The organism is Mycolicibacterium madagascariense (assembly GCF_010729665.1).
GTDB classification, from domain to species: Bacteria; Actinomycetota; Actinomycetes; order Mycobacteriales; family Mycobacteriaceae; genus Mycobacterium; species Mycobacterium madagascariense.
In genome coordinates this window covers 5643094-5655241 of sequence record NZ_AP022610.1, presented here as the reverse complement: position 1 = coordinate 5655241, position 12148 = coordinate 5643094, and the positions used below count along the sequence as shown (strand labels likewise).

The following is a 12148-nucleotide window of genomic DNA, read 5'->3' as shown; positions in this document are numbered from 1 at the left end:
GCCGCCGTCGGCATGGTCACGATACTTGGGCCGGTCGCAGACGCGAGGTCGAAGCAACAGCTTGCACCCCAGCCGCGACCGACCTGAGTCCTCAGTGCACGCGGACGATGATCTCGGAGTGGCCGAGGCGGATCGTGTCGCCGTCGGCCAGTTGCCACTCCTGCACGGGTGCGTTGTTGACCGTCGTGCCGTTCGTGGAGTTCAGGTCCGAGAGCAGGGCGACCTGCCCGTCCCACCGGATCTCCAGGTGGCGACGCGACACTCCGGTGTCGGGGAGGCGGAACTGGGCGTCCTGCCCACGTCCGATCACGTTGGCGCCCTCCCGCAGCTGGTACGTCCGGCCGCTGCCGTCGTCCAACTGCAGGGTGACGTTCGCGCCGCTGGTGCCGTAGCCCCCGCCATAGCCGGCGCCCGCTGCGGGCGGTTGGCCGTAGTCGTACCCGGCGGGCTGACCGTAGCCGCCGTCGGCCTGCTGGCCATAGCCCTGGTCGCCGTAGCCGGGTTCGCCGTAGCCGGCGGGCGCTGCGGTCTCCGCGTAGCGGCCGTAGTCGGGCTGGCCGTAGTCGGGCCTGCCGTAGGCCTGGCCGCCGTAGTGACCCTGGTCGGGGTAGCCCCCTTGGTCGGGGTAACCGCCCTGATCCGGATAGCCGCCCTGGTCGGGGTAGCTGGGCCGGGGCGGTTCGGGACGGGCCTCGGGACGCCCGTACTCCTCGCCACGTGGCGGTGCGGCCGGCGGGCGTCCGTAGTCGTAGCCGCCGGGCTCGGGCTGGCCGTAGCCGGCGGGTGGGCCGTAGCCGGGGGGCGGCTGACGGTAACCCTGGTCCGGGTAGCCGCCGCCGGGGGGAGGACCGTATCCGGACGGCGGCCTCTGCTCGTAGTTGGGCGGCGGGTAGCCCTGGTCGGGGTAGCCGCCGCGGTCCGGGTAGCCGCCGTACTCGGGATAACCGCCCGCCGGGGGCGCGGGTGGGGGAGGCGGGTAGCCGCCCTCGGGTGCGGGCGGGTACGGCGCGCGTGGCTCTTCGCCCTGTCGGCCATACTCGTAGTCGTCGCCTGGCTGCCCTTGTCCATGGCCGCCGCGGTAGCTCGGATTGTCGGTCATCGGTGGAACTCCTGGTTCTGCGGTATGAGCACGGTCTGGGAGTGCAGGGGCGCTTTCGCCGCTGGTCGAGTCGGGGTTGACCGTCCCGCGGGTGCGGAACTGGCCAGTGTGCAGCTGCGGTGACGCTTCGAATCCAACGACCACATCACCATACGTTTGCCACCCTTGGTCACGGATGAATCCCTCCAGGTATCGGGCAAAAGTCGTCGGGGTGAGGTCGGGGTCCGAACGGACCTTGTGAAAGTCGGATGCACTGAGGGTAATGACGTAGTCGTTGGGGGCCAAAATTCGCCCGCCGCCCACGTCTCGGACACCTGACTCGGCTTCGCGCTGCAGAATCCCCTCGACCTCTTGCGCGACGATCGAACCGCCGAAGACTCTGGCAAAGGTGTCACCGACGGTCGACTCGAGCTTGCGCTCGAAGCGGTCGACGAGTCCCATTTCACCGCCTGCCTCGCTGTTCGTCCTAGTCGGTTGCGCGCGACACGTTTCGCGACCTGCAGGTCGTGGACCGGTGCACCTTTAACGCATGCTATCGGCCAGTAGCCGCCGAACGTGACCAACAGATCTCTGAGAATCAGAAACAACCAGGTCACGGGCGGTTGGTCGCGTTGGATACCGCCCCAACTGCGCGGTTGGGGAGTGAGCCACCGTGCGTGATAGTCTCACCCGGTTGTTGGGGCGAGTGGCGGAATGGCAGACGCGCTGGCTTCAGGTGCCAGTGTCCTTCGGGACGTGGGGGTTCAAGTCCCCCTTCGCCCACAATGAAGGAGTCCGACGGACTCCAGGCTTGACGGTCACGAACTCTTCCGGGTTCGTGACCGTCGTCGTTTAGCGGCCCATTGATCTTCCTCAGCCCCGCGGCGCCGGGTCCCACGCTGCGGCGGTCTGACGGGAACATCGCGTCGCCAGCCGTCATCAATGGATGACGGATTCGGTCCCGGGGAGCGCTTCGGCTGACGCTCTCGACGACGCGACCGGTCGCGCCCGCTTCGCCCCGCGGAGGCGAGGGTGCAAGTGCGTAGTTGTCGTTGGCGGTTGTCCCGCTTAGCTTTTCGGCCTTGACGGCGCGAAGTGATCGCCGGTGAGAGGGGTTTCGTCGTGTCCAGGTCCAAGCATCGGGTGTCAGGTGGGAATCGGGCCGCGCAGCGGACGAAGGCCTTGGTGGCCGGCACGGTGACCTCGGGGGTGTTGTTCTCCGGGGCGATGGGCCAAGCCGCGGTGGCCCAGGCGTCGTGTGTGTCGATTTCAGGGATCACCCTGGGGTCGGGGTGTAGCAGTGCGCCGTTGTCCCTTGCGATCGGATGGGGACCCACGGCACAGGCCCATGCGCGACAGCCGCTCAGCGTGGTGTTCAACAACGGTTCGGCCGCAAAGAAGGGCTCGGCCCCTCGGGATCCGCTGAGCATGTTCATCGAGGCGGTGGGCCAAGCGTTCCGGGGGTTGTTGCCGGGTGCCCCTGCGGCCCGTCCGACCAAGGCTCAGCTGGAGGAGTTGGATCGCCGCGGTGTTGAGTTGGAGCGTCAACGCGCGGCGCTGGAACGCCAGCGCGCCGTCCTGGACGCGGCGAAGAAGAAACTCGACGACGCGGCGACCTCGAGTCCCCCCGACGACAAGACCAAGCAGGCCTACGCAGACATCGCCAAGCAGAACGCGGAGCTGGACAGGCAACGCGCCGATCTGGACAAACGGCAGTCCGAATTGGACGCGGCCAGGAAGAAGTTCGACACCGAGAAGGCCCAGCATGGCGCGGACTCGTCTACCGCGGGGCTCAAGAAGCTCGAGGAGGACTTGGCGAAGCAAAAAGCCGATTTGGACCGGCAGCGCGCCGATCTGGAGACGGCGAAGAAGAAGCTCGACGACGATGCTGCTGCTGCCGCCGGCACGTTGGACGCCGACGCCAAGAAGAGGGCCGACGAGCAGTTGGCTGCGCAGAAGGCCGAGCTAGACAAGCAGCGCGCGGCGTTGGAGGAGCAACGCTCGAGGCTGGAGACGGCGGCAGAGAAGTTCGACGACGACCTGTCCAAGCTGCGCGGCACCGTCGATGCCGACGCGAAGAAGACTCTCGAACAAGACCTGGCCAAGCAGCAGGCGGAGTTGGACAAGCAGCGCACCGATTTCGATGCGGCGAGGAAGAAACTCGACGAGGACTTGACCAAGATCACCGGGACTCAGAACGCCACGACGAACCAGTCCGACGAGGCCGCCGCTGCGTCGCGCAAGAAACTCGATGACGAGGCCAAGGCGGCGCGTGACAAGGCTGATCAGGAGGCCGCGGCGGATCGTAAGAAGGCCGATGACGCGGCCGCGGCATCGCGCAAGAAAGCTGAAGACGAGGCCAAGGCGGCGCGGGACAAGGCTGATCAGGAGGCCGCGGCCAAGGCGAAGGCCGACGCGGACGCTGCCGTCAAGAAGAAGGCCGACGACGCTGCTGCCGCCCTCAAGAGCGCGCAGGACGAAGAGGCAGCCGCAAAGAAGGCATCCGAGGACGCAGCAGCACCGCTCACTGATCTCCACGCGAAGGTGAGTAGCGCCGAGGAGCTCGTGACGAAGCAGAACGCCGACACGCAAAAGAAAGCAGAAGACCTCAGCTACTACAAGAAGGTCCAAGCCGAGACAGCGGACGGGTACATCAGCATGAGCAGACGTGGGCCCGAATTGGCGGCGGCCGCGAAGCGCGATGTAGACAACGCGCAAGAGGCACTGCGACAGGCCCAGGAAAAACTGCGACAGGCCCAAGAGCAGCTTGCGACTGCCAAAAATGCGCTACTGGACGCCAACACCAAGGCGGAGGCCGCGAAATACAGGGCTGAGATGGCGGCGCAGAAGAGCCAGCAGGCGGCTGCCGCGAAGAAGGCGTTGGACGACGAAGCCGCCAAGATGACCACCAAGAAGGCAGCCTCGCAGGAGGCGCTGAAGGCAGCCACTACCGGGGATTACATCAAGCAAAATCGCGCCAAGCTCATGGGTGACGAATTCGCTGCCGCGGTGAAGAGGGCAGAAGAGGCACTGGCTTCCCTGGGGCTTGCCCACGGCGACACCGCACTTCCCCCGCAGGCAGGATCGACGCCCCAGAAGCCAACGGACGTCGCCGCACCAGCTACCGAGCCGCAGACGCAACCGGATCAGCCGCAGACCGGTACCAAGGCCGGCGCCGACGAGGCATCCGCGAAAGACGCCAACGTGGAGGGTGCTCGCACGACCGGTTCAGGGGACCCGAGCGCGTCCACGGAGACGTCCACGTCCACGGAGACGGACAAGGACAACGGTCCCAGCAGCCCAGGTACGTCGGTCGCCAACGACACGGGAGAGGGTTCCGACAAGCCGAGCGCGGCCGGCGCAGGCGCAGACGCGGCCTGATGGGAACACCGCGTCGCCATCCGTCATCAATGGATGACGGATTCGGTCCGGGGAGCGCTTCGGCTGGCGGTCTCGACGCGACCGGTCGCGCTCACGCCGGCCCTGCGGACGCGGTGGGTGCAAGTGCGTAGTTGTCGTTGGTGGTTGCGGCGCTTAGCTTTTCGGCCGTATCGGGCGGTGTGACCGCTCGTGGGCGTGGTGATGAAAGGGATGTCGACGTGTCCAAGTGTCGAGTGTCGGGTGGAAATCGGGCCGCGCAGCGGACGAAGGCGTTGGTGGCTGGCACGGTGACCTCAGGGTTGTTGTTCTCCGGTGGCTTGGGTCAGTCCGCGGTGGCCCAGGCGTCGTGTGTGTCGGTCTCGGGGATCACCTTGGGGTCGGGATGTAGCAGTGCGCCATTGAGTATCGCGATTGGGTGGGGACCCACGGCACAGGCTCATGCGCGACAGCCGTTCAGCGTGGTGTTCAACAACGGTTCGACTGGCAAGAAGGGCTCGGCCGCTCGGGATCCGTTGAGCATGTTCCTGGATGCGGTGGGCCAGGCGTTTCGGCGGTTGTTGCCCGGTGCGGCCGCAGGGAAGAAGGCCGACGGCGACGCTGCCGCGGCACGCAACATGGTGAACGGTTCGCAGAGGCTCTCCGACGATGATGGCGATCTGCAGGGTGCCGTCGACAGGGCGTTCGACAGCAAATTCAAGGCCTTGGCACGCCTGACCGAGGCACGAGCAAAGCTGACGAAGGCACACAAAGAGCTTGACGCGCTCGCGACGAGCGATCCGCAGTACGGGCGGAAGAAGGCCGAGGTGGAGCAAGCCGAGGTAGACACCTGGATCGCGTCGGACGAGGAAACCTACTTTGGCGGCGCGGCCTTCGTGGCGGGAAGGAAACTAGCGGCGGCCGACAGGCTTCTGGCCGCCGCCAACGGCCCAGGCAGCGTCCCGGCGACTGAGGCGGACATAGCGGCGAAGAAGATTGTTGCCGAAAAGACGCGGGCCGCGTTCGCGGAGAAGAAGGCTTACCGGCAGAAGGTGCTGTCCGATCTCAAGGCCGCGCAGGCTGAATTGCACGCCCTCGACGTCCTAGACCCGAAGTGGCGCGCCGCGCTGGAGAAGGTCAAGAACCTGCGAGTTGCAGAGATCGAGTCTCGGGATGCCTACCGATTTGCCGACATCGATGCGTTCTCGGCCCACGCCGACTACCAAATTGCGTCGGGAAAGCCCGTGCAGGTGGCTGCGGCTACCGACAGGAACGCCGACGGTGTTGTCGAGCAGGCCCACGCGGCCGCGCCGGCCGAGGCCGGACTTCCGGCGGCGGCCTCTGACACGGTGAGCTCTGACGCGGTGACCGAGCACCCGGGCCGCAACGACTCGGCCGATGACGGCTCCTCGAGTGAGGACTCGGATCAGCATGGCCCGGGCACGCGGACCAACGCGACCACCCGGGTCGACACCGAGGACGATCGGGGCGCCGGGGGTGATCAGTCCTACGACGAAGGTTCACCGGCGACCGCGGAAGAACACACCGTCGCGCAACGCCACCAAGACACCGACACCGAGGACGACGACACGCCCACCGTCCACCAAGACACCGAGGACGACTCGACACCCACCGCGCACCTGAACATCAAATCCGAGAACGGTGCCACCACCAGCGGCGGTCCAACCGCCACGAATGAGGCTGCGCACCAACAGCTCTCACCGCCACCCTCAAGCACGGGCCGCCAGGCGGAGACCCACGACGATGGCTCGTCCACGACCTCGCCGACGACTAAAGATGACGCGGACGCTGGATCGGCGGCGGGCTAACGGTCGGCGGGCCTGGCTAGACGAGGTCGACGGGCCTGCGGTGCACGCCCACCTCGAACCGCTTGGGCCCGAAGGCGGTCGTCAGCTCGAAGTGGACGGTCTTGGGCTGGCCCAGCAGCGTCGTCCGAACGATGGTCCCCACCGCGCCGGCGGGCACGTCGGGGGTGTTCATGCCGGCTATCCCGCTGCGGGCCGTGACCCTGTCGCCTCTGCGGTATCTCCGCACGATCCCTCCCTGTGAGCTTGCTACCTCCATGGTCGAAGCGAGTCGTGTTCGGATGCAACCGATTTTCTGCGCGACGGGTCGCTCTGCTGTCGGCGAAACGAGCACCCCTGCGCTACCCGACGCGCCTTATCGTGAGCCCATGACCGCAAAGCCGGAGTCCCCCGACGTCGAACCGCTGTGGCGCGAGCTCGCCGGTAAGGCCATCCGCTCCGAGCGCACGAAGCAGGGTCGGACGCTGGGGGACGTCTCCGAACGCGCGGGCATCTCGCCGCAGTACCTGTCCGAGGTGGAGCGAGGTCTCAAGGAGCCGTCGTCGGAGATGCTCGCATCGATCTGCGGCGCACTCGGGCTGCGGCTCGTCGACCTCTTGCGGGCCGGCGATCGTCAGCTCACGGGACGCCGGCTGCGGGCGGTCAGCCCCCCGGCGACGCGCCCGTCGGGTCCCGTCCTGCTGGCCGCCTGACCGTCAGGCTGCTGCCGACCGCACCTTGCGCGGCGGCACGATGCGGTCGGCCAGTCCGTAAGCCACCGCCTGTTCGGCTGTGAACACCTTGTCGCGCTCGGTGTCTCGGAGCAGGGTGTCGACGGTCTGGCCAGTGTGAGCGCTTAGGACCTCGTTCATCTGACCCCGCACCCGCAACACTTCTTTCGTGTGCAGAGTCAGGTCGGAGATGGTTCCCTGACCGCCGATCGACGGTTGATGCAGCAGTGCCCTGGCGTGCGGCAACATCGAACGTTCGCCGTCGGCGCCGCCGGCCAGCAGGACCGCGGCCCCCGATGCGGCTTGGCCGACGCAGGTCGTGGCGACGGGGGAGTGGATGAACTGCATGGTGTCGTAGATGGCCATGGTCGCCGACATCGAACCGCCGGGTGAGTTGAGGTACAGGCTGATCTGCTGGTCGGGGGCGTCGGACTCCAGATGCAGCAGCTGCGCGACGATGACGTTGGCGACGTCGTCGTCGATCTCGGTTCCGAGATAGACCACGCGGTCGGACAGCAACCGCGAGTAGACGTCGACGATGCGTTCGCCACCTGCGGTGCGCTCCACCACGTTCGGGATCGAGTAGTGCCCCATGGTCAGTACCCGAGCCCCGAGTTGCGACCCGCGGGGCGGATCTCGTCGAGCGACGACACCACCGCGTCCACGAACCCGTACTCTCGGGCCTGCTCGGCGGTGAACCAGCGGTCGCGGTCGGAGTCCGCCTCGATGCGCTCCACCGACTGGCCGGTGAAGGTGCTGTTGAGACCGTTCATCACCGCCTTGACGTGTGCCAGGTTCTTGGCCTGGATCTCGACGTCGATGGCCGTGCCCTGGACGCCCGCCGAACCTTGATGCATCAGAATCATGCTGTGCGGCAACGCATATCGCTTGCCGGGCGTCCCACCGGCCAGCAGTACCTGGCCCATGCTGGCGGCCAGGCCCATCGCGACGGTGACGACGTCGGGCTTGATGGCGACCATGGTGTCGTAGATGGCCAGGCCCGCCGACACCGATCCGCCCGGTGAGTTGATCAGGAAGAGGATGTCGCGGCGCGGGTCGTCCTCGGCCAGCAGCAGGAGTTGCGCGCAGAGCGTGTTGGCGATCGCGTCGTCGACCTGCTGGCCGAGTTGGACGATGCGCTGGTTCTGCAGGCGATTGAGTAGGTGTTCGGTGACGGGATCGGGAACGGTGGTCGATGTCATGCCTCGACGATGGCAGCGCGCACGGCCAGGCCGCCACCGGATCTGCCGCAGGCGGATCCGCTCACGGCAGCGAGGCGTCCCACCACTGCAGCACGCGAATGGCGAACAGCGTCAACCACTTCGAGGGCTCGCCGGCCGGGACGTCGACGTCGAACCACATCCGGCCGGGCTGGACGTCGCCCTGTCGCCAGGTGCCGTCGGGTTGGCCTGCGGCGCGGATGAGGGCGATGGCCTCGGCCATCCGCGGGTCGGGCGGGGTGCCGTCGACCCGGGCTGCCCGCCGAAAGTAGTCGGCCGCGTTCAGGACGTCGTAGCGCCACCGCATGGGATAGGTGAAGTGATCGACCCAGGGCGCCACCGGCTGCCCGGTGGACAGTCGACGAAATAGATTGCGGCGCAACAGATATTCTTCGCCCGCCTGCCGAGCCGCCCGCGAGGCGTCCGTGCCGCCGGTCGCGGCATCGAAGTCCAGCAACCCCTTGAGCGAGTTGAGCGTCGAGTGGAACGACGACCGCGTCGAGCCCTCGACCCATTCGCAGTTCCAGCCACCGTCGGGCAGTTGGTGTTCGACGAACCAGTCGACGAGTCCGGTGACGTCCGCGCCGAGCCACAGACCGTTCGAGACGGTCCAGGAATTGATGCAGCAGTCGACCTCGCCACTCCAGTAGGGCAGGTCCTCGTACTCCCACCGACTGTTCGCGGCGAGCAGCTCGGCCGTTCGCCGCTCCCGAAGTACCGCGGCGTCGAGGCCCCACTCCCGCAACGCATTGAGCGACCAGGTGGTCGCCGTCCACGGTTGCTCCTCCTCGGGGGAGAAGTCGGCCGGGAAGAACGCGCCGCCGGCCCACTGGCCGTCGGCGTCCTGGTGGGCCAGCAGGCGCGCTCCGAAACCCTCGGTCGCGATGCTCGCCCGCGTGGCCTCCCACACCTCGGGGGGTCGCCGCAGGAGATCTCGCTCGACCTGCCAGCGCAATGCCGGGTCGGAATCGAGGAGCCAGGTCGTCACCGTTGCCGACACCACCGCCTGACTGTAGCGGCGGAGCTCTTGGGAGGTCAGTCGTCGCCGGCGGCGACCAGGGACTGCAGCACGACGTTCGGGTTGTCGCGCTGGAACCCCTCGAGCCGCCACTTCGTCGAGAACAGGACGAGGATGACGCCGTCGGTTCTGGTGAAGACCTCGACGGAGGGCTGGCGGGACAGGAAGTCGACGTCCTCCGGGGAGGCGGCCCGCGCCACGGTGTAGGGCAGCGACTCCAGCGAAATCGGTGCGCTCATCTCGGCAGCCATGCGATGGCTGGCCACCTCGAACTGCATCGGGCCGACGGCAGCGAAGACGGGCGCCTGATCGCCGCGACGGTCCGAACGCAGCACCTGGACGACGCCCTCCTGCTCGAGCTGTTCGATGCCCTTGCGAAACTGCTTGTGCTTACTGGGATCCGTGCCTCGCGCGACGGCGAAGTGCTCGGGGGAGAAGCTCGGGATCGGCGGGTATTGCACCGGCACGTCGCGGTAGAGGGTGTCGCCGGGGCGAAGGACGTTCGCGTTCGCCAGGCCGATGACGTCACCCGGCCATGCGGTGTCCAGCGTCGAACGCTGCTGCCCGAACACCGACTGCGCGTACTTGGTGACGAAGGGCTTGCCCGTCGTGGCGTGCGTCAACACCTCGCCGCGTTCGAAGGTGCCCGAGCAGACCCGCGCGTAGGCGATGCGGTCGCGATGTGCGGAGTCCATGCCCGCCTGCACCTTGAAGACGAAGGCGCTGAACGGGGATTCGGCGGGCCGGCGGTGGCCCTCGGTGTCGAGCTGGCCGTGTGGTGCCGGGGCGAGCTGAACGAGGACGTCGAGCAACTGGTTGACGCCGAAGTTCAGTGCGGCAGAAGTGAATAGGAGCGGCGTCGTCTCGCAGCCGAGGAAGGTGTCCTGGTCGTAGTCCGAGCCGTCGGCCGACAGCAGTTCGGATTCCTCGACCGCGTTGTCCCAGTCGTCGCCGGCGGCGGCGTGCGCCCGGTCGGGGGTGATGTGCTCCTCGGGCGCGGCCTTGGCGCCGCCCGCGGTGCGGGTGAACCGGATGAAGTTGCCGGTGCGTCGATCGAGCACGCCTTTGAAGTCCCCGGCGATGCCCACCGGCCACGTCAGCGGGGTGGGCCGCAGGCCGATGCGCGACTGGATCTCGTCGATCAGCTCCAGCGGGTCGCGGCCGGGCCGGTCCCACTTGTTGATGACGGTGATGATCGGGATGCGCCGCAGTCGGCAGACCTCGAACAGCTTGAGCGTCTGCGGTTCCAGGCCCTTGGCCGCGTCGATGAGCATGACCGCGCAGTCCACGGCCGTTAGCACCCGGTAGGTGTCTTCGGAGAAGTCGGCGTGGCCCGGGGTGTCGAGCAGGTTGATCACGCAGTCCTGTCCGCTGGGGGCGCGGTAGGGGAACTGCAGCGCGGTCGACGTGATCGAGATGCCGCGGGCCTTCTCCATCTCCATCCAGTCCGAGACGGTCGCCCGACGGCCCGCCTTGCCGTGGATCGCGCCGGCCTCGGTGATGACGTTGGCGTGCAGGACCAGCGCCTCGGTCAGGGTGGACTTGCCGGCGTCGGGGTGGCTGATGACGGCGAAGGTCCGTCGGCGTCGGGCCTCCGCGGTCACGCGGCTCGTGGCGGGCCCGTCCGTGCTCGTCGCAGCGGTGGGCGCCTGAAGGATGTCCTCGGTCATTGCGTCCTCGATGGTATTCGCCCGCGGACCGATCTGATAAATCGCTGCAGGCGGAGCAGCACGTCAGACGCGGTTCGCGGCGCCCCTTCCCCACCGGGCGGTGCGAGGATTGGGCCATGCCCTCACTGCTGCAGCTCGATTCCTCCGCCGACCTCCAACACTCGACGAGCCGCGCGCTCACCGAGCACTTCGCGGACGCCTGGCGGGACAGGGGTGCGGAGTACACCGTGGTGCGGCGCGACCTGCACCGCGACCCGCTGCCCCATCTGCCGACCAACGCGCTGCACTGGGCGCCACGGCTGCGTCTGGCGGGCGAGGTGGCCGATCCGCGCGCCGAGGAGCTGCAGCAGGCGCTGATCGCCGAGGCGATGGCCGCCGACACGATCGTCATCGGCGCGCCCATGTATCAGTGGACGGTGCCCTCGACCCTGAAGGCGTGGCTGGACTACCTGCACGTGCCGGGCGTGACGGCCCCCTATGACGAACCCACGCTGCCGCTGGCGGGCAAGCCGGTGGTGGTCGTGTGCAGCCGTGGCGACCGCTACGGTCCGGGGACGCCCGGCGCCGGGCTGGACTTCGTGACGCCCGTGCTCAACCAGGTGCTCGGCGCGGCGCTCGGCATGCGGGTCACCTTCGTGGTCGCCGAACTGACTCTGGCCCAACGCATTCCAGCGATGGGGGAGTTCGTGGCCGAGCAGCAGGCCGGGTTGGCCAGGGCGCGTGCGGAACTCGAGGCGCTGGCCAACCGATAGGCAATCGCTTGGAGTGTTCTGTGGGCGACCGTTTGGGCGGGTGATCGACGGCGTGTCCTCCGTAGCCTCGGCGGCATGGCTGGCGAGTGGGCGACCGGTACCGAGAGGTGCCCCATGGAGGTCGCGTTGGAGTTGATCGGCACCCGTTCGGCGATGACGCTGCTCCGGGAGGCGTTCCTCGGCGCGCGCCGGTTCGACGACCTCGTCGCCAGGGCGGGACTCTCGAGCATGACGGCGTCGGTTCGACTCAAGGAGTTCGTCGCCGCCGGGCTGATGTACAAGCGGCCCTACCAGGCGTCGTACGGGACGCGCTGCGAGTACGTGCTGACCGATCTGGGCCACGCGTGCCAGCCCGTCGTGCGGGCCCTGATGCAGTTCGGCATGGAGGTCGAGCACTCCGAGCGCGTCGCCCTGGACCGGAGCGCCGACGCGGCGAGCTGACGCTGGGCCTTGCCTGGACGAAATGCTGTGGATCGCCTGCGGATCGCGACGCTGCCCTGTTGGTTGAAGTATCGGC

The 12148-nt window shown here is 67.8% G+C and carries 11 protein-coding genes and 1 tRNA gene; 6 read left to right on the top strand and 6 right to left on the bottom strand.

The window, feature by feature from the left end:
- Positions 1-91: 91 nt before the first annotated feature.
- The gene (locus G6N60_RS26845) at positions 92-1540 is read right to left on the bottom strand and encodes an FHA domain-containing protein (RefSeq protein ID WP_163743137.1); all 1449 of its coding nucleotides are present in this window, start codon (positions 1538-1540) and stop codon (positions 92-94) included.
- A 238-nt stretch (positions 1541-1778) separates the two neighbouring features.
- Between G6N60_RS26845 and G6N60_RS26840 the strand changes: the two genes are divergently transcribed.
- From G6N60_RS26840 to G6N60_RS26830, 3 genes are all read left to right on the top strand, one after another.
- Positions 1779-1861: transfer RNA gene (locus G6N60_RS26840), tRNA-Leu, on the top strand.
- Between the two features lie 402 nt (positions 1862-2263).
- Positions 2264-4459, top strand: coding sequence for a coiled-coil domain-containing protein (locus G6N60_RS26835; protein WP_163743135.1), 2196 nt, complete (start codon positions 2264-2266; stop codon positions 4457-4459).
- Between the two features lie 458 nt (positions 4460-4917).
- Complete coding sequence (locus G6N60_RS26830) at positions 4918-6264, top strand: hypothetical protein (RefSeq protein WP_163743133.1); 1347 nt, start codon at positions 4918-4920, stop codon at positions 6262-6264.
- A 16-nt stretch (positions 6265-6280) separates the two neighbouring features.
- Here the strand turns inward: G6N60_RS26830 and G6N60_RS26825 are convergent, their stop codons facing one another.
- The gene (locus tag G6N60_RS26825; protein ID WP_163743130.1) at positions 6281-6436 is read right to left on the bottom strand and encodes a hypothetical protein; all 156 of its coding nucleotides are present in this window, start codon (positions 6434-6436) and stop codon (positions 6281-6283) included.
- Between the two features lie 193 nt (positions 6437-6629).
- On the opposite strand from G6N60_RS26825, the gene G6N60_RS26820 reads away from it, so the two are divergent.
- Complete coding sequence (locus tag G6N60_RS26820) at positions 6630-6953, top strand: helix-turn-helix domain-containing protein (protein ID WP_163743128.1); 324 nt, start codon at positions 6630-6632, stop codon at positions 6951-6953.
- A 3-nt stretch (positions 6954-6956) separates the two neighbouring features.
- On the opposite strand, the gene G6N60_RS26815 is transcribed toward G6N60_RS26820, so the two are convergent.
- The 4 genes from G6N60_RS26815 to G6N60_RS26800 all read right to left on the bottom strand — a co-directional run bounded on the left by G6N60_RS26815 (position 6957) and on the right by G6N60_RS26800 (position 10879).
- The gene (locus tag G6N60_RS26815; protein WP_163743126.1) at positions 6957-7565 is read right to left on the bottom strand and encodes a ClpP family protease; all 609 of its coding nucleotides are present in this window, start codon (positions 7563-7565) and stop codon (positions 6957-6959) included.
- Positions 7566-7567: 2 nt separating this feature from the next.
- The gene (locus G6N60_RS26810; protein ID WP_163743124.1) at positions 7568-8173 is read right to left on the bottom strand and encodes a ClpP family protease; all 606 of its coding nucleotides are present in this window, start codon (positions 8171-8173) and stop codon (positions 7568-7570) included.
- Between the two features lie 61 nt (positions 8174-8234).
- On the bottom strand, positions 8235-9194 hold the full coding sequence (locus G6N60_RS26805) for a squalene cyclase (protein WP_246241078.1): 960 nt from the start codon (positions 9192-9194) through the stop codon (positions 8235-8237).
- Between the two features lie 32 nt (positions 9195-9226).
- Positions 9227-10879 carry a peptide chain release factor 3 gene (locus tag G6N60_RS26800; protein ID WP_163743105.1) on the bottom strand — a complete coding sequence of 551 codons (1653 nt, stop codon included), beginning with the start codon at positions 10877-10879 and terminating at the stop codon, positions 9227-9229.
- A 116-nt stretch (positions 10880-10995) separates the two neighbouring features.
- Between G6N60_RS26800 and G6N60_RS26795 the strand changes: the two genes are divergently transcribed.
- Together G6N60_RS26795 and G6N60_RS26790 are read left to right on the top strand one after the other, a co-directional pair.
- Positions 10996-11631, top strand: coding sequence for an FMN-dependent NADH-azoreductase (locus G6N60_RS26795; protein WP_163743103.1), 636 nt, complete (start codon positions 10996-10998; stop codon positions 11629-11631).
- A 75-nt stretch (positions 11632-11706) separates the two neighbouring features.
- Positions 11707-12072, top strand: coding sequence for a winged helix-turn-helix transcriptional regulator (locus tag G6N60_RS26790; protein WP_163743101.1), 366 nt, complete (start codon positions 11707-11709; stop codon positions 12070-12072).
- Positions 12073-12148 lie beyond the last annotated feature (76 nt).

Excerpts from the sequence above, each read along its gene's own strand:
- G6N60_RS26845 (WP_163743137.1), bottom strand. The coding sequence starts at position 1,540 with ATGGGACTCGTCGACCGCTTCGAGCGCAAGCTCGAGTCGACCGTCGGT.
- G6N60_RS26825 (WP_163743130.1), bottom strand. The coding sequence starts at position 6,436 with ATGAACACCCCCGACGTGCCCGCCGGCGCGGTGGGGACCATCGTTCGG.
- G6N60_RS26820 (WP_163743128.1), top strand. The coding sequence starts at position 6,630 with ATGACCGCAAAGCCGGAGTCCCCCGACGTCGAACCGCTGTGGCGCGAG.
- G6N60_RS26815 (WP_163743126.1), bottom strand. The coding sequence starts at position 7,565 with ATGGGGCACTACTCGATCCCGAACGTGGTGGAGCGCACCGCAGGTGGC.
- G6N60_RS26810 (WP_163743124.1), bottom strand. The coding sequence starts at position 8,173 with ATGACATCGACCACCGTTCCCGATCCCGTCACCGAACACCTACTCAAT.
- G6N60_RS26800 (WP_163743105.1), bottom strand. The coding sequence starts at position 10,879 with ATGACCGAGGACATCCTTCAGGCGCCCACCGCTGCGACGAGCACGGAC.
- G6N60_RS26795 (WP_163743103.1), top strand. The coding sequence starts at position 10,996 with ATGCCCTCACTGCTGCAGCTCGATTCCTCCGCCGACCTCCAACACTCG.
- G6N60_RS26790 (WP_163743101.1), top strand. The coding sequence starts at position 11,707 with ATGGCTGGCGAGTGGGCGACCGGTACCGAGAGGTGCCCCATGGAGGTC.